Annotated in this window: 15 protein-coding genes; 5 read left to right on the top strand and 10 right to left on the bottom strand. The window is 37.2% G+C overall.

Annotated features, from left to right (window positions below):
* The first annotated feature begins 49 nt into the window (after positions 1-49).
* Positions 50-1,159, top strand: coding sequence for an S-(hydroxymethyl)glutathione dehydrogenase/class III alcohol dehydrogenase (locus tag AC1M9P_RS13220; protein WP_092766302.1), 1,110 nt, complete (start codon positions 50-52; stop codon positions 1,157-1,159).
* Positions 1,160-1,199: 40 nt separating this feature from the next.
* Here the strand turns inward: AC1M9P_RS13220 and AC1M9P_RS13225 are convergent, their stop codons facing one another.
* Positions 1,200-2,405 carry an amino acid aminotransferase gene (locus tag AC1M9P_RS13225; protein ID WP_481587911.1) on the bottom strand — a complete coding sequence of 402 codons (1,206 nt, stop codon included), beginning with the start codon at positions 2,403-2,405 and terminating at the stop codon, positions 1,200-1,202.
* A gap of 244 nt (positions 2,406-2,649) precedes the next feature.
* Between AC1M9P_RS13225 and AC1M9P_RS13230 the strand changes: the two genes are divergently transcribed.
* The 4 genes from AC1M9P_RS13230 to AC1M9P_RS13245 all read left to right on the top strand — a co-directional run bounded on the left by AC1M9P_RS13230 (position 2,650) and on the right by AC1M9P_RS13245 (position 8,701).
* On the top strand, positions 2,650-3,411 hold the full coding sequence (locus AC1M9P_RS13230) for an alpha/beta fold hydrolase (protein ID WP_481587912.1): 762 nt from the start codon (positions 2,650-2,652) through the stop codon (positions 3,409-3,411).
* A gap of 383 nt (positions 3,412-3,794) precedes the next feature.
* Positions 3,795-5,930: a sensor domain-containing protein gene (locus AC1M9P_RS13235; RefSeq protein WP_481587913.1), complete on the top strand. Its 2,136-nt coding sequence runs from the start codon at positions 3,795-3,797 to the stop codon at positions 5,928-5,930.
* Positions 5,931-6,339: 409 nt separating this feature from the next.
* Positions 6,340-7,377, top strand: coding sequence for a 3-deoxy-7-phosphoheptulonate synthase (locus AC1M9P_RS13240; protein ID WP_481587914.1), 1,038 nt, complete (start codon positions 6,340-6,342; stop codon positions 7,375-7,377).
* Between the two features lie 160 nt (positions 7,378-7,537).
* A complete protein-coding gene (locus tag AC1M9P_RS13245; protein ID WP_481587915.1) occupies positions 7,538-8,701 on the top strand; it encodes a PilT/PilU family type 4a pilus ATPase in 1,164 nt (387 codons plus the stop codon).
* A gap of 54 nt (positions 8,702-8,755) precedes the next feature.
* Here the strand turns inward: AC1M9P_RS13245 and AC1M9P_RS13250 are convergent, their stop codons facing one another.
* From AC1M9P_RS13250 to sstT, 9 genes are all read right to left on the bottom strand, one after another.
* Entirely contained in the window at positions 8,756-9,931 is a 1,176-nt protein-coding gene (locus AC1M9P_RS13250) for an MFS transporter (RefSeq protein ID WP_481587916.1), read from the bottom strand.
* A gap of 196 nt (positions 9,932-10,127) precedes the next feature.
* Entirely contained in the window at positions 10,128-10,502 is a 375-nt protein-coding gene (gene gcvH, locus AC1M9P_RS13255; RefSeq protein ID WP_035267502.1) for a glycine cleavage system protein GcvH, read from the bottom strand.
* 68 nt (positions 10,503-10,570) lie between these two features.
* Positions 10,571-11,602 carry an AraC family transcriptional regulator gene (locus AC1M9P_RS13260; RefSeq protein WP_179997980.1) on the bottom strand — a complete coding sequence of 344 codons (1,032 nt, stop codon included), beginning with the start codon at positions 11,600-11,602 and terminating at the stop codon, positions 10,571-10,573.
* A 116-nt stretch (positions 11,603-11,718) separates the two neighbouring features.
* Complete coding sequence (locus tag AC1M9P_RS13265; protein WP_179997979.1) at positions 11,719-12,153, bottom strand: MaoC family dehydratase; 435 nt, start codon at positions 12,151-12,153, stop codon at positions 11,719-11,721.
* On the bottom strand, positions 12,140-14,005 hold the full coding sequence (locus AC1M9P_RS13270) for an ABC transporter ATP-binding protein (RefSeq protein ID WP_481587917.1): 1,866 nt from the start codon (positions 14,003-14,005) through the stop codon (positions 12,140-12,142). Before AC1M9P_RS13270 ends, AC1M9P_RS13265 begins: the two co-directional genes overlap by 14 nt.
* Before the next feature lie 30 nt (positions 14,006-14,035).
* Positions 14,036-15,277, bottom strand: a complete 1,242-nt coding sequence (locus AC1M9P_RS13275; protein WP_481587918.1) for a mechanosensitive ion channel family protein — start codon at positions 15,275-15,277, stop codon at positions 14,036-14,038.
* Positions 15,278-15,833: 556 nt separating this feature from the next.
* Positions 15,834-16,370 (bottom strand): DUF2058 domain-containing protein, encoded by a 537-nt coding sequence (locus AC1M9P_RS13280; RefSeq protein WP_481587919.1) that lies wholly within the window; start codon positions 16,368-16,370, stop codon positions 15,834-15,836.
* Between the two features lie 12 nt (positions 16,371-16,382).
* Positions 16,383-17,060: a YoaK family protein gene (locus tag AC1M9P_RS13285; protein ID WP_481587920.1), complete on the bottom strand. Its 678-nt coding sequence runs from the start codon at positions 17,058-17,060 to the stop codon at positions 16,383-16,385.
* A gap of 34 nt (positions 17,061-17,094) precedes the next feature.
* Entirely contained in the window at positions 17,095-18,297 is a 1,203-nt protein-coding gene (gene sstT / locus AC1M9P_RS13290) for a serine/threonine transporter SstT (protein WP_481587921.1), read from the bottom strand.
* Positions 18,298-18,428 lie beyond the last annotated feature (131 nt).

Below are 18,428 nucleotides of genomic sequence, written 5' to 3' on the forward strand. Positions count from 1 at the left end.
TTACTGTAACTTATCTGTTAAATCTTAATTTACAAAGGAAGTTTTCATCATGAAATCTCGTGCAGCGGTGGCATTCGGTCCAGGTCAGCCATTACAAATTGTTGAATTAGATGTTGCTCCACCACAAGCTGGTGAAGTATTGGTGAAAATTACGCATACAGGTGTTTGTCATACTGATGCATTTACACTTTCTGGTGAAGACCCAGAGGGCGTATTCCCTGCGGTACTTGGTCACGAAGGTGCAGGTATTGTGGTTGAAGTTGGTGAAGGCGTGACCAGTGTAAAACCAGGTGATCATGTCATTCCACTTTATACTGCAGAATGTGGCGAATGTTTGTTCTGTAAATCAAATAAAACAAACTTATGTGTCTCTGTACGTGCCACTCAAGGTAAAGGTGTTATGCCTGATGGAACGACTCGATTCTCTTATAACGGCGAACCTATTTACCATTATATGGGGTGTTCAACATTCAGTGAATACACAGTTGTTGCCGAAGTATCGTTAGCAAAAATTAATCCTGAAGCAAACCCTGAACACGTTTGTTTATTGGGTTGTGGCGTGACGACTGGTATTGGTGCGGTTCACAATACTGCAAAAGTACAGGAAGGTGATACTGTTGCTGTGTTCGGTTTAGGTGGTATTGGTTTAGCAGTTGTTCAAGGTGCTAAACAAGCCAAAGCTGGCCGAATTATTGTAGTGGATACTAATCCAGAAAAATTTAAATTGGCTGAGCAGTTTGGTGCTACAGATTTCCTCAATCCTAAGGACTATGATCAACCTATTCAACAAGTCATTGTAGAGATGACTGGCTGGGGTGTTGATCATTCATTTGAGTGTATCGGTAATACAAACGTAATGCGCTCAGCGCTTGAATGTGCACACCGTGGTTGGGGGCAATCTGTCATTATCGGTGTGGCTGGTGCAGGTCAAGAAATCTCAACTCGTCCATTCCAATTAGTGACTGGACGTAAATGGATGGGTACAGCATTTGGTGGTGTAAAAGGTCGTACTCAATTACCAAAAATGGTTGAAGATGCGATGAAGGGTGACATTCAATTAGAACCTTTTGTTACTCATACTATGGGGCTAGAAGACATTAATAAAGCCTTTGACTTAATGCACGAAGGTAAATCAATCCGTACAGTTGTACATTTTTAATTGGGCAATAAAAAACGGGCGATATGCCCGTTTTTTGTTTTTAAGCGGTAGCTTTCAAAACTTCTGCAATTGATTCAGCCACATAATCAATATTATTCAAGTTTAATCCTGCTGCGCACATACGGCCACTACGGACTAAATAAATACCATATTTATCTTTCAAAATATCCACTTGTTCGCCAGTCAAACCTGTATAACTGAACATACCTTGTTGTTTTACTAGATAGCTAAAGTCACGTTCAGGCAGAGCCGCACTCAATTTAGCATTTAACAATTCACGCATTTTAATAATACGTTCACGCATTTCTTGTAATTCAGCTTGCCATTGAGCAGTTAGATCTGCGTTGTTTAACACGTTTTCAACCAACAATGCACCTGTGCTTGCTGGACTAGAATAAATACGGCGTACAGTTGCTTTTAATTGTCCAAGCACTTTTTGAGCAGTAGCTTTATCATCACAGACAAATGTTAAGCCGCCGACACGCTCACCATACAGTGAGAAGATTTTTGAGAATGAATTACTCACAATGAAATTCATACCTGATTTATCTAAAGCACGAATAAGGTATGCATCTTCTTCAAGACCTTTACCGAAACCTTGGTAAGCGATGTCAAGGAATGGAATAAGATCATTCGTCTTAAGTACTTCGATCACTTGATCCCATTCTGCTGGCGTTAAATCTGCACCAGTTGGGTTATGGCAGCAAGGATGAAGCAAAACAATACTTTTTGCTTTTAGTGTTTTTAATTCCTCAAGCATTGCTGGAACGTTAACGCCATTTGTATCAGCATCAAAATAAGGATAGAAATGAGATTGGATACCAGCGCCATTAAAAATTGCGATATGGTTATCCCAAGTTGGCTGACTTACCCAGATATCTGACTCAGGGAAATATTTTTTCAAAAAATCAGCACCAACTTTAAGTGCACCTGAGCCACCAAGTGTTTGAATCGTGACAGCACGACCATCTTTACGCGCTTGACTATCAGGACCTAAAACTAATGCTTGAGTCGCTTCGTTATAAGATTTCAAACCATCCATTGGTAAATAAAGTTTAACTTTATCGTTGCTCGGTTCAATATTTTTGTACGCAGCTTTGACCGCATTTAACTGAGGTACAATACTGTCTTCGTTATAATATAGACCAATACTCAAATTCACTTTTTGAGTACGCTCATCTTTACTATATTCTTCCATAAGTGAAAGAATAGGGTCACCTGCATAAGCATCTACATGATGAAACATGGTCTAAATTTCCTAAAATGTTCAAAGTAAAAAGTTTAATCGGATAATATATATAATTTCCGCACGATCACAAGATCGAATTACAGGACTAATTTTTATAAAACTCAATACTTTTACTTATAACCGAATTTTTTTGATTGTCTTTAATTTACTGAATTATATAAATAAAAATTAAAATAACACCAAAATACAAACTCTACTGTTAGAATTTGAATCACATTTTTAAAGCTATTTGAGTATATATATGCGACTAAATGCTGAGATCACCAAATCAAATGCGAATCAACGTCAACCTGCTCTTGTTCTGATTCATGGTCTTTTTGGTAGTTTATCGAACCTCGGCATGCTCGCGAGAGCATTTCAGGAAACGCATGATGTCATCCAAATTGATTTGCGTAATCACGGTTTATCACCTCATTCTAATCAAATGAGTTATCAACTCATGGCGCAAGATGTTGTAGAAACTTTAGATGATATGAATGTGCAACAATTTCACATCATTGGTCATTCGATGGGGGGGAAAGTTGCCATGCACTTAGCAAACCTTGTACCACATCGAGTAGTTAAGTTGATTGTACTTGATATGGCACCCGTCGCTTATCAAAAATCTCATCATGATCAAATTTTCAAAGCTTTAGAAGAAGTTCAAAAAGCTCAAGTTGTTTCAAGAAAGGAGGCAACCGAGTTGATGCAGAAATATATTAATGAAATTGGCGTTATTCAATTTCTGCTCAAATCTTTCCGCAATGGACATTGGCTATTCAACTTAGATGCACTTAAACAACAATATTTTCAGATTTTGTCATGGGAACGTCTTAATCCACAATCGAATGAAACTTTGTTTTTAAAAGGAGAATTATCCGATTATATTAATCTCGAGCGTGATAACGATCTTATTCGGTTCCAATATCCTAAAGCTAAATTTGTGACGATTGATGGCACTGGACATTGGTTACATGCAGAAAAACCAAGTGAGGTGATCAAAAACATTAAAGATTTTTTATAATAAATTAATAATAAGTTTAGATTATTTTTATATTATTCAACACCTACTTAATATAAGTAGGTATTTTTTTAATTAAAATCGGAATTGTTTAATTCTAAGATGTCGAATTATCAAATAAATTCATTATTGTGTCGTATTTCATTATTTTTTATGCATTTTGTCTATTTAATATTCACAAGTGATAAAAATTATGTATCATGCAGAAATGGTATTTGTATTAATTTAGTCCATTTAATTGTTATTATTATCACGTATTTTAAAATTAATGATGATTAATAATCATTATTAACTAAATTTAAATACTGATTAATTAAATTCTAAATTTTTACGCTGATTTTTGTATTCGTCATTTTGATGGGTTGTTATTTTCGAATAGGTGAACTATGAGCATTCTGGATCTGAATAGAGCTGATCATTTACAGTCCAAAGCTGTGCCTTTGCATCTAACACTGTCAGATGACTTTAAATTTGCACTCGATTTACTGCCCAATTTGATTTGGGTCAGTCACACCAACTCAGGGTATTGTAATCTCGCACTTAAACAATATATCGGTGCGGATACGCAAATCTTACGTGACGTAGACTGGCTTAAATTTGTTCATCCTGATGATGCTGAACATCTTTATCAGATTTGGAATGATGCTCAAAAAAACGGTCAGAAATTTGAAAAAGAGTGTCGTATAAAAAATAAATCAGGTGAATATCTTTGGTTCTTAATGCTTGCTGAACCTAAGGTGATTCAATCCAACCAGCAAAATTGGATGATAAGTTGCACAAATATCCATGATCGTACAATCAAAATGCGTGAAACTGCTGAGGCCTTGCGTGCGAATACAGATATGCTCGATGTCAGCGTAGACTGTATAAAAATTATCACACCAGATGGCAAGCTTGAACACATGAACAAATCTGGATGCATGGCATTACTGGGTCAAGAGCGTGTTAAGAAATTTGGAATGGATTGGTTAACGCTGTTACCACCTGAAGTACGTGAACAGGGGGCAAAAGCGATTAAAACAGCAGCTCGAGGGAAGAATGCCCGTTTTGCGGGGATGAGCACACACGGCGATACTGTGATGTATTGGGATAATATTTTAACACCTGTGCATGATGAACAAGGAAATACGACCAGTATTCTCTGTGTATCACGTGATATTACCCGTCAACGTGTTGCCGAAGCTAAACTAAAAATCAGCAGTGAATATGATGATCTGACTGGTCTGATGAATCGTCGTGCCTTCAAAAATAAATTAAAAGCGGCGATTTCACAAGCAAATCGTGAAAAAACACTTATTGGTATGATGTTTATTGATCTCGATCATTTTAAAAACATTAACGATACTTTAGGTCATCCTGCTGGAGATCATCTACTTAAAGTCTTATCTAAACGTCTGCAAAAGAGTTTGGATCGCAAGTGTATTGTTTCACGTTTAGGTGGAGATGAATTTGCAATTATTGTCCCAGGGATGACCTCAGAAGAAGAATTACATCAAACCACACAGAAAGTGCTTAAACAAAATATTGCCCCCATCACTTATGCAGGAAAAGTGATTAATAGTGGGATGAGTATTGGATGTGCCATTTATCCTAAAGATGCTCAAGATGTATTCGGATTGATGAAATGTGCGGATACCGCTCTAAATGATCTTAAAGAAAAAGGTCGTGGTGGGTATCGTATGTATGATGACGAAATGTTTGCACTTGCTGAAAAGAAGATGCAACAACTTGATACTGCTCGCTATATCATACAGGACAATTTAATCGAACCGTATTATCAACCTAAGGTTCGCTTAGATAACTGTCAGCTAATCGGATTTGAGGCTTTGATGCGTTGGCATGATACACAGCAGCAACTTCATTATCCAGCTTCAATCTCAGAAGCGTTTAACGATTATGAGCTGGCCAGTAAAATCAGTGAAATCATGCATCAAAAGATTTTCAGTGACATGGCAGATTGGATGTCTAAGGGCGTTCAACTTGTACCGATCTCAATTAATGCCTCTCCAGTTGAATTCATGCGTGACAATTATGCAGAATTGTTAATTCAACGTTTAGAACGACATCAAATTCCTGCTCATTTAATCGAGGTTGAGATTACAGAACATATTCTGGCTGAGCGTGGAATAGAATTTGTGATTCGAGCACTACAAAAGCTCAAAAATTATGGTCTTCGAATCTCATTGGATGATTTCGGAACCGGTCATTCTTCAATGACGCATTTAAGAGATTATCCTGTCGACTGTCTCAAGATTGATTATGCTTTTGTGAATCGAATGAATGAGGAGAAGTCAATCAATTCAATTGTAGAGGGCATTGCTAAGCTCGGACCTATTCTGTCATTGGATGTGATCGCAGAAGGTGTCGAAACATGCCAACAGCTCTTAAGTCTTCAGGATGTTGGCTGTGCATATGGTCAAGGCTTTTTATTTAGCCAAGCGATTTGTAAGTCTGAGGCTGAGCAACTGATGCTCAAACAAGTATGTGCTATAAAAGATTGGCTTCCTACAGATAAGCAATAAACCATTGATATATTTGAGTTATGATTGATATAACAATATTTTTTATATAAATTGCTTGTCAATCAGTCTATTTATGCGTATTTTACTTTTAAGGGTTATATTTTAGATAATTTGATGAAAACGACACACTTGATTACTAACGCTTATTATTATTTTTGGCAATTTAACATCTAGTTGCCTAGACGCGTTCGGGCAACAAAAATGTTGCCCATCAAGTTTATACCTGATTGGCAACACCAATCAGGTTTTTTTTCATCTCAACAAATATAGGAGCATCTCATGAAAACATTGAATACTTTTTATTTTAGCAACGGTTATTGGTTCTATTTTAGTCAAGAACAAAACCCAGCCAATAGACACCTCACGCTCAAATAAAAGATAGGGCAATTGCTGCCCAAAGGAATTCAAGATGAATGCAATTAATTCTCAGCTTATAACCACAGCTCAACATACTTTAGAAAAAAAATTAAGCTTACCATTAGAACTAAAATCAGCTTTACCAGTTAGTCCGATAGTTTCACTTCAAATTCGTCAACATCGCCAAACAATACAAGACATTTTAGCGGGTCATGATCCACGTTTATTGGTCATTACTGGTCCATGTTCGATTCATGATCCTAAAGCAACCCTCGAATACGCACAAAAATTAAAACAACTGCAAGAACAAGTCAAAGATCAGATTTTCATCGTGATGCGTACTTATATTGAAAAACCTCGCACCACTGTAGGATGGAAAGGCTTCTTGTATGATCCAGATTTAAATGGTTCAGCAGATATGCAAAAAGGACTTGAACAGTCTAGATCACTCTTCATTCAAATTGCTGAAATGGGTTTGCCGTTGGCCACAGAAATCTTAAGCCCAATGGCAACAGGATATTTTGATGATTTGATTTCATGGGGCGCGATTGGGGCGAGAACAAGCGAGTCGCAAATTCACCGTGAAATATCTAGCCATATGCCTTATAGCATTGGGTTCAAAAACGGTACAGATGGATCAATCCAAATTGCATTGGATGCGATTCAGTCCGCTTCACAACCGCATCAATTTCTTGGTTTAAGTCAAGATGGTGGTCCAAGCATTTTATCTTCAAAGGGTAATCCGCATGCACATTTGATCTTACGTGGATCGAATCAGGGTACAAATTACCAATTATCTGAAATTAAAAAGATTCTAGAAAACAATAACCATGTACTACCAGCTTTGATTATTGATTGTAGCCATGGAAACAGCGCTAAGAATCCATTGAATCAACCTGCTGTATTAAAGCAAATTGTGAATGAACGACCTCAAACACAAGTCCGTGGCGTCATGCTAGAAAGCTTTTTAGTCGATGGCAATCAGAAAATTTCTGATCACATGACTTATGGTCAATCAGTGACTGATGGATGCTTGGGTTGGTTAAGTACAGAGCAATTGATTTTGGATGTTGCTCAACAACTCTCCTAATATAATTCGTAAAAAAGAACCCATGAAATATGGGTTCTTTTTTTTGCCTTTAAGATTTGAATGTTTGTTCAAAGCATTAAATATTTGATGAAACAGCTGAAATAACCTTATATTTCTATTAGTATTTTAAGTATTTAATATTTATAACTTGGGGAAATTAATGTTCAGTAATGAATTACTTAGCGAAGCTCGGCAATTCATGTTCAGATTGCTTAAAAGCGTTTTTGACCATGAGGGATCAGATTTATTTATTTCAGCTGATTTTCCTCCAAGTATGAAACATCAAGGTTCAATGAAGCCTTTAAGTTCTCAAGCTTTGACTGCAGAAAAAACAAAACTATTCGCTTATAGCTTAATGAATGAAAAACAAAGAGCAGAATTTGAGAGTGAATTAGAATGTAATTTTGCCATTAATGTCCCAGATGTATCGCGCTTTCGCGTGAATGTTTTTCAACAGCAACTTAATGTAGGGATGGTCATTCGTACCATTACCTCTGAAATTCCAAACTTTGAAAAGTTGAAATTACCAGAAACATTGAAAGATGTGGTAATGGAAAAGCGAGGTTTAATTCTAGTGGTTGGTGGCACTGGATCGGGTAAATCTACTTCACTTGCTGCCATGATTGATTACCGTAATGAGAACTCAGCAGGGCACATCATTACTGTAGAAGATCCAGTTGAATACGTGCATAAACATAAAAAATCAATGGTCACTCACCGAGAAGTCGGAGTGGACTGTCACTCATGGCATAATGCGCTTAAAAACACACTTCGTCAGGCACCAGATGTAATTTTAATTGGCGAAATCCGTGATACTGAGACCATGGAGCATGCGATCGCTTTTGCAGAGACTGGTCATCTGTGCTTAGGCACGTTGCATTCGAATAATGCCAATCAAACCTTAGATCGAATCATCAACTTTTTCCCTGAAGAACGGCGTAATCAGTTACTTATGGATCTTTCATCAAATATGAAAGCCATTATTTCTCAACGTTTAGTCCGAACTGAAGATGGTGTCGGACGTAGAGCTGCTGTAGAAGTCATGCTAAATACACCTTTAGTTTCTGATTTGATTTTGAAAGGTAACTTTCATGAGTTGAAAGAAATTATGACCAAGTCGCGAGAACTGGGGATGCAAACATTTGACCAAGCATTGTTTGATTTATATAACGAAGGTGCGATCAGTTATGATGAAGCCATTCGTAATGCTGACTCTAAAAATGAATTACGTCTGCAAATTAAGCTAAAAAGTTCACGCGTCCGAGAGAATGCTGAAACCTCTTCACAAACCTTCAGTATGTTTGATGAAGATGCAGAGAGCTAATTGAATAAAAAAGCCTTCATCTGAAGGCTTTTTTTTGGACAAATTTTTAGCTCTCTAGACCACTTTTACTTTAGTTTGAACAACGAAGCGGTAAAACAGCAAGCTTAATAGCGTCAATATCGCACATAACATATAGGCAATCGAATACTGATAGTATGTGATCACAATACCTAGAATAAAAGAACCTAATGCGATGCCAATATCGTAAAAGGTGTAAAAAGTTGAACTCGCATGTCCAACTCGTTCACGTGCTACAGCTTGAATGGCTTGCGTTTGGAGACATGGCTGTGCTGACCCAAAGCCTATACCAATAAAGACAGCAGATATCAATAATCCGGCAGCAGAATGAATTTGGCTTAGAATGAATAGCCCAATGCTAAAGCTCACAATCGCTGGATAGACAACGTAGGCAGGACCCTTAGAGTCATATAACTTTCCTGTGAAGGGTCTTAAGAGCATCATGGAAATTGCAAAAACAGCAAAGAATAAGCTCGCATAGGTCAATAAATTTTTTGATTCAGCATATGTCGAGATAAAAGACATGATACTTGCATAAGAAAATGAGATGAGCATCGCCATCATCGCAACAGGTAAAGCTTTAATCTCAACAAAATCATGAACACTAATTTTTGTTTTGCGCTTAACAGTTTGAAATTGTGTCTGAATCGGAATTAAAAAGCAGAACAAATAACCAATAAAGACAATTGCAGCTAAAAGTGTTGCCACTGGAATATATCCCCATGGTTGAATGAGAATTAAGCCCAACATGGGTCCTAGTACAATGGCAAGATTGACTGACATGACAAAATATCCCATGCCTTCACCTTTACGCTGATTTGGAATGAAGTCATTGACGATTGGTATCATGGCAGTGGTCAAAATACTGAACCAAATTCCTTGTAATAATCGAATGACCAGTAATAGGGTTAGATTATCTGCAAAGATATAAGCGAAAGAGAGCAGTACAAAAAATGACTCAGAGATATAAAGTGCTTTTTTCAACCCAATCTTCTCAATAATGAGACCGGTAAACGGTCGTATTGCGATTGATGAAGCTAGAAATAAAGTCAGTGCAAGCCCAGCTTGGGTAATATTACGATTTAAATCATTCAAAATATAAATTGGCAATATCGTTGTCTGAGCAAAATAGAAGATGAAAATAAATAAGTTATTAATTAGACACAGAATAAAAGATTTATTCCATAGATGCTCAGCATGTATAGAAGACATAGACAACCTTGAAATATTGAACCATTAAAAGCTTCAATCTGTGCCAAATAAAATTATTTTTGGTTTTGGTCAGCAATGAAGTAGGGAGAGAAGTTGAATTAATTATAATCAAATTACATGAAAATTACAGCAAAAAGTGAGCCATTCATCCGAAAATGTATAAATAAAAAACCAGTCCGTAGACTGGTCATACATATTACAAACCTGATTCATAATCTGTATTTGAGAGAAGTTGTTCTACATCTGCCAAATTAGATGGTTTGATTTTGTATATCCAGCCTTTGCCATAGGGATCATCATTTACAAAATCTGGATCATCTTCTAGATTTTCATTAATTTCTACAACTACACCACTTACAGGAGCATGAATATCAGAAGCTGTTTTTACAGACTCAACTACACCCGCTTGTTCACCAGCAGTCAATTCACGACCTACTTCAGGTGCTTCTACATAGACAAGATCACCCAATGCATCTTGTGCGTGATCTGAGATCCCAGTAACTACGAGATCACCTTCAATACGTACCCATTCGTGTGTGCGAGCATATTTAAGCTCTGAAGGATGATTCATCACGACTCCTCAATTCGATTTGAAAAATTTTCTTGTGTTATACAGTGTTTTATTTAAAAACGAAAGTTCTATAAATATGGATCTTTACGCCAACTGCTTGGACTTCGACCACTCCAACGTTTAAATGCACGACTGAAATTCGCAACATCTGAATAACCGAGTTCATCTGCGATTTGTTCGAGTGAATAGTCAGTACGTGACAGTAGGGAGGTTGCATGACGATATCGAACTTCATCCACTAAGGTTGAAAAAGAAGTTCCTTCTGCAGCCAACTGACGTTTCAGTGTACGATCAGACATATGCAGGCGATCTGCCACATTTTCAATACTTAAATAGTGTTGTTCAGAATGTGTCAAAATATCGCGAACACGCATTGAAATTCGACGGCGTTCGCCCAGCTCTGATAGTTCTGCTTCACACTGATTAATTGCAATTTGACTGGCAATCGGATCTGCGTTAACCATTTTCAAGCCTAAATAACTTTTATCGAAACTAGCCAGAAAATGTGTTTGATCAAAATGAATAATCGTTTTGGGGTGTAGACGACTGATGTATTTGTCAAAGCCTTCAGGTTTCGGGAAATCGAAATTAATTTCGCCATACAAGTCATTAATGCCTGTCAGTGCTTTCGCCATTGTAATGACGCCAAAAGTCAAAGCCATGACAATTTCAGTTCTCAGCGGTTCAAGATCAATATCACATTGTAACTGCAAAGAAACTTGTTCTGTAAATGTCGAGAAATGAAATTGCAGAAAAGGCATACGCAGTTGTATAAAGCGATTGGCTAAAATAAGTGCATCAGTAATCTCATTCGAGGTCATAATGGCATAGCCAATAAAACCATGGATAGAAATCCGCATTTGGTTACCAAGATGATAACCAAGAGAACTTTCACCTGTCATTTTGCGCGCGAGAATAATCATCTCATTCGCTACATGGAGTGGAATTCTAAATTCAGGATCGGCAAGTTGCTCGTTGGTGAATCCAAAGGGAGCGAATAGCGACTCAGCACTATAACCCCAACGAGAAACAACATCTAAAAGTAAGAGTCCGTAAACACCTGGAATGCCTAAATCTGGGCGAACTGAAACTGTTTTCATGTGCGATCCATTGCTTTACACAATTTTTTTCATAATTTTTGGTGAAAATAATACTGACATAAATTCCAGATAGAAAATACCAATTTTGTCGGACAAATCTAATGTGAAACCGATGTTTAAGCCTTAAAAACGACAATTTTTGTGGTTGAAATCAACAAAACATCACCATACTGATTTTTTGTTTGTGTGACATAACTCACAATTCCACGATCTAGCTTTGTTTTAGAAGGATTGATAGCAACAATTTCAACTTCCACATGCAAACGATCACCTGCACGAGCTGGTTTTGGCCATCTTAAGCTTGACTCTGAACCGATAAGCCCCTTGGCAATTGGAAAACATTCAGTCCAGAGACGCATGGTAATGGCTGAAGTTTGCCAACCACTGGCTGCGATACCTTGAAAAATAGGATGATCTTTTGCGGCCTCTTCATCAGTATGAAAGACTTGAGGGTCATATTTTTGTGCAAATTCTTTAATTTCTTCGAGTGTTAACTCATATTCACGACTTTTAAACTGATCACCCACTTTTAAATCATCAAGATAAAGCATCTTCGTCTAATTCCTTGTCTTTCACTTTTTGTTCAACTAAAAATCCACCCGTTTGGCGTTGCCAAAGTTGGGCATAAATTCCATTCTGTTGGATCAGCTCATCGTGAGATCCTTGTTCTACGATATTTCCTTGATCCAAAACAATTAATCGATCCATTTGAGCAATGGTTGAAAGGCGGTGTGCAATTGCAATTACCGTTTTACCTTCCATCAAGTCATCAAGGCTTGCCTGAATCGCAGCCTCCACTTCTGAATCGAGTGCGCTGGTTGCTTCATCTAAAATCAAAATTGGAGCGTCTTTTAGGAATACCCGTGCAATTGCTATACGCTGTCTTTGCCCTCCAGATAATTTTACACCACGCTCACCAACATAAGCGTCATATCCTGTCTGACCACGTAGATCTGTAAGCTGTGGAATAAACTCTTCTGATCGAGCTTTACGGACAGCTTCATACATTTCTTCATCAGTCGCTTCAGGTCGACCATATTTAATATTCTCAGCAACACTTCGATGCAGCAAAGAAGTATCCTGCGTCACGAGAGCAATGTTTTTTCTTAAACTATCTTGGGTGACTTCATCAATCGCTTGACCATCGATATAAATTTTACCTTGTTGGGTTTGATAAAAATGAAGTAGTAGTTGGATCAGTGTCGATTTTCCAGCACCAGACCGACCGACAATTCCAATTTTTTCACCCGGTTTGATTTCTAAATTCAAGTGATTAATAACATTTTTTTGATTATAAGCAAAGCTCACATTATCAAATTTAATCGCACCAGAGTGTACCTCGAGTGGCAGTGCAGCTTCTTTGTCTTCAATTGCTATTGGTTTTGCTAGCGTGTTCATCCCATCTTGAATGGTACCAATATTTTCAAATAAGGCTGAAGTTTGCCACATCATAAAAGAAGCCATACTATTCAGCTTTAAAATCATGGCTGTCGTTGCGGCGATCACGCCGATGTTGGCTTCACCAATAAACCAAAGCAAAACTGCTGTACCTAAAACGCCAAAGAATAAAATTGCGGTCAGTAGATTAATGCTAATTTCATAAGCAGTTCCCAGACGCATCTGGGTATACACCGTCTTCATAAAAAGTTGCATAGACTCTTTGGCATATTGGCTTTCACGACCAGCATGTGCAAACAATTTTACTGTTTGTATATTTGTATAAGCATCAGTCACACGACCAGTCATCACCGCGCGTGCATCAGCCTGCTTTTTTGAAATTTTTCCAAGTCGCGGGATAAAGAAGGATGCCGAGCCAATGAATAAAATCAACCATGCCATAAGCGGAATAAGGAGTAGAGGGGAGACGTTTCCTAAAACCACACTGATGGTAATAAAATAAATCACCACATAAGTAACGATATCCCCCAAAATTACCCAAAATTCACGAACAGCAAGTGAAGTTTGCATGACTTTAGCTGACAATCGACCTGCAAAATCATTGTGAAAAAAGTCTAAGCCTTGAAGAAGTAATAAATTGTGAAAACGCCAACGCAAGCGCATTGGAAAGCTACTGAATAATATCTGATGCCTTATGATTGATTGCAAACTTGCAAAGAAAATATTAGCCAGTAGAAAACCAGATAAAATCATTAGATTTGTTTGGTTATTTTCGAGAAAATTTTGAGGCGTCGATGCGGATAACCAATCAACTAAATGACCAATTTGGGAAAAGAAAATTGCTTCAAATGAAGCTGTTGCTGCAGTAAATAACACCAATACCAAGAGATAACGCTTAACTCCTGATGCTGCTTGCCAAACAAATGGAAAAAATTTCTTCGGCAAGGGCTGATTTAAATCTTTGGATGGATATGGATCAACGAGTTTTTCAAACCACTGCAGCATACAATCAATCTTAATTCATCTAATCAAAACTCAGTTTACTGTGTCTTGAGGGATCTTGAAATCATTCCCAGAAGGAATCTGGAATATTTTTAATCCAAACTCAGGAAGAATCGCCAAAAGATGATCAAAAATATCAGATTGAATCGCCTCATAAGCCACCCAAGCTGTCGTATTTGTAAAAGCATAAATTTCTATAGGCAAACCTTCACCTGTCGGTTGTAATTGACGAACGATTAAGGACTGATTTTGTGCAATACCTGGATGATTTTTTAAATAGTATTCAATATATGCGCGGAATGTTCCTAAATTAGTTAAACGACGTTGGTTATTGACCCCATTATTTGCATATTGCTGATTAAAGTTTTTTAACTCAGTTTGTTTCTCATCTAGGTATCTTTCTAAAATCAGAAATTCTTTGAGCTTGCTATATTCCATTGCCGATAAGAAGTGAACACTATTTTGATCGATATAAAGTGCACGTTTAATCCGGCGAACACCTTGCTCTTGCATACCTCGCCAATTCTTAAAAGTATCTGTCACCAAACGATTGGTCGGAATAGTGGTATAGGTCTTGTCAAAGTTTTGTACGGTCACCGTATGTAATGACATATCAATGACATCGCCATCCGCATTTAAGGTTGGCATTTCAATCCAATCACCAATTCGAACCATGTCATATGAAGAGATTTGAACTGAAGCCACTAGAGATAGAATTGTATTTTGGAAAACCAGCATCAGCACTGCTGCCATTGCCCCGAAACCTGCCAATAGCGTGAAAACATCTTTTTTAAGAAATGTTCCTATGACCATCAGTGCACAAACAACAAAAATAATGAGTTTAACTAACTGTAAATAACCCTTAATTGGCTTATTGTGAGATTTAGGATTACGTTGATAAATAATATTAAAAATGGTGAGAAGCTGACTAATTGCCAAGGCAATGGTTAAGAAAATGAAGGCTTGTGCAAACATCTGAATCAATGTAATGACTTTTTCAGACAGGTGAGGAACCGTCACAATCCCATTCATAATTACCAATGCTGGGACAATGTTTGCAATTCTTCGAATAACGCTATGTTCCGCTAAGACATCACTATAACTAAAACGTAGTTTGCTAATAATTTTGCGAATACCACGGACGACCACTTGTTTAGCAATAAAATTTGCGATAAATGCAATGAGAATAAGAATGCTCAGAGAGGTCAACATCTCTAACCAAGGAAATTGATCTGACCATTCTTGGATTTGAGTTACAAAATTTAATCTGTCCAACTTGATCACCTCTAAATGAATTGGCATTAGCTTAATGGTTTAAGTTATTAAATTTATTAGAGTTAACGTTTATCAAACAGAATAGATTAAATTAATTACTTGAAATACATTTTATGAACTTCTATTTTAAATAAAATTAATGTGAAATAAGTCACACTATAAAATTTCGTAGATTATCGTTATTACATTTTTAAATTATAAAGCTTATCTTGTAACCAGATTTTTTTCATTCTCAATCTCACTGTATTCTTAACTTACACGAAAGGTCCTGAAAGAAGTATTATTGAACTCGCTCATCTTCAGCAGTTAGAAAATGAAAAAATAATGCGAGAAAATCAATCCATTGATTTTTGAGCTCTCCAAAATATCATCGCTTGAAAAAAATCGAATCAGAGAATAAAAGACGAGCGCAGAAAATTGATAGAGTCTTCTCGTGATGGTTGGACGCAGCAATATGACTTAAAGCATCTTAATCATGAATTTATACCCGCTACACCGCAATCTGAATCACACATCAAGCGTAAAAAAAGCCTAATAAATTAGGCTTTTGAGGAATTCACCACATTAAATCATCTGGAATAACATAAGCTGCATATGGATCTTCCTCATCTGTAATAGCCTCATTTTTCTCAGCGTTATTCACAATAATAAATCCTTCGACTTTTTCATTAATCCGCTCAGATAACGCTCTTGGTAGAACTGCATAGCTAGCTTGATCTTTGGCGATAACTAATGTGCCTGCCACGAGTGCATTGTAAACTTGTTGATTAATATAAATTTTCTTAATTTTATTTTCATCAACGAACTGGTAGCTGATTTCACCATCAATATCTTTGATTTTATGTTGACCAATCATTTGCACTACTGCTGCACGTAATGCTTTTTCATCTTGCTGGCGTTTGATTTCAAGATTAAGATTCTGATCTTTTTCTAGTTTTTGCTTTAAATCTTGTTCAATTTTAGCTTTAATCTCAGCTTCATTGCTTTGACCCGTGCGTTGCTCATGCACAGCTTGTTTAGAAAGTTTTTTAGCCTTTTTTTGATCGACTAAACCAGCTTTGAGCAATTGTGCTTGCAAGGCATTTTTTACCATGAGTAATACCAACTACGATTTTTGAAAATAACAATGACGGAAATATAAAATCCAATAGATCAGGGTCAGTAAAAAACTTAAACCTGCAGGAATTAGAAATGCTTCTAATTGTAAATAAGGATAGCTGAATGCCGCAACAGTACCGCCAATAATAAAACCAAATAAAATCACTAAATGCAAAATAACTTTTCTGGATTCCGTTGTAAGACCTCTTACAAAATATCCAAATGCTAAACCAAGATCGGTTAAGACACCAGAAAGGTGAGTCGTGCGAATAATCGCACCTTTATAATGACTTACCATGGCATTTTGTACACCCATCGCACAACATGCCCATAGCAGTGCATAACGAGGATAATAGGGAATAAATACCCAACAGAGCAGAATAAAAAAAGTCACTAAACTCAATGGTAGACCATATCTGCGTCCGAGTTTAAATTGACTATTCCCCAATATCAGACCGCTAAAACTAGAGCCTAAAACATAACTCAGGATAATAAGAATAAGAAAAATTACAGCTTTAAAATCATGGTCAATAAGACCGATGGCAAGCAAACTTGCATTGCCTGTCATGTGTGAAACTGACTGATGTAATAAAGAAATGAGACCCAAAACGTTGATCATGCCTGCATTTACTGCAAGCATGAAAGCCCCAAATTGTACCCAGTTTGGAAGGAATTGAAATGGCATATCTTTCATTCTAAAAGTTTATGCCATGAATATATTATTTTGAAGGAGCGCGATCAACCGCAGCAGTAAACAATACATCTGTAGATGAGTTGAGGGCTGTTTCAGTTGAATCTTGTAGAACACTGATCACCATACCTATTGCTACGACTTGCATAGCCACATCAGGTGAAATATTGAATAGCCCACAAGCGACAGGAATCAATAACAGTGAACCACCTGCTACACCAGAAGCCCCGCAAGCAGAAACTGTAGCAACAACAGAAAGAACAAGCATCGTGGTAAAGTCAACAGAAATACCAAGTGTATTCACCGCTGCTAATGTTAATACGGTAATCGTTACTGATGCGCCCGCCATATTAATTGCAGCACCCAACGGGATTGCTACACTCGCTGTCGATTCATTCACGCCCAAACGCTTGGCAAGATCCAAGTTCACCGGAATATTTGCTGCTGAACTACGGGTGAAAAATGCGGTGATCCCACTTTCACGTAGACATTGAATAACCAATGGATAAGGATTTGAACGCGTAACAAATGCCACCATAATTGGGTTAATTACAAGTGCAACAAAGAACATAGTCCCTAATAGAACAGACAATAATTGTGCATAACTTGCTAAGGTTTGAAGACCTGCATCTGCAAAAGTCACTGCAACAAGTCCAAAAATACCGAAAGGTGCAAAACTGATGACAAGACGAATCACGTGATTCACGGCATTCGCAGCATCCGTCAGACACTGTTTTGTGGTGTCTGTGGCATGACGAAATGCTATACCCAATGCAACAGCCCAACCCAAAATCCCAATAAAGTTTGCTTCACTTAATGCGACGATAGGATTCGCAACAAAACTGAGTAATAAATTTTTAAGAATTTCAGTCAAGCTGCCAGGTGGTTGTAAATCAGCTTGCGCAGCGACATCTAAGAAAAGAGTGCTTGGAAATAAATTACTCACAATGACAGCAGTTAACGCAGATAAAAACATACCTACGGCATACATCATCATAATGGGTTTGATTTTCGCACTGCTGCTATCACCAACTTTAAAGTTTGCAATCGAAGAAAGGACCAAAACAAAAACAAGAATTGGTGCAACAGATTTAAGGGCTTTAATAAATAAATCACCCAGCAAGCTTAATTGTGGTGCAACTTGAGGAAAAAATATAGCCACCAAAACGCCAAGAATAATGGCGATAATGATTTTGGTGACTAAACTCAAACGTGCTAGAGCAGTGAACATAACTGAACCTAATAATGCCGAGTCTGGCTTAAAATCGGATAAATAAGTGGGGTATTCTATACTTAAAAATGATTTTAAATATAAAACTTATTCATAATAAAAATTAAGTGAATCAAATCACTGGATTTTTT

The organism is Acinetobacter sp. 25-47-122 (genome assembly GCF_056779695.1).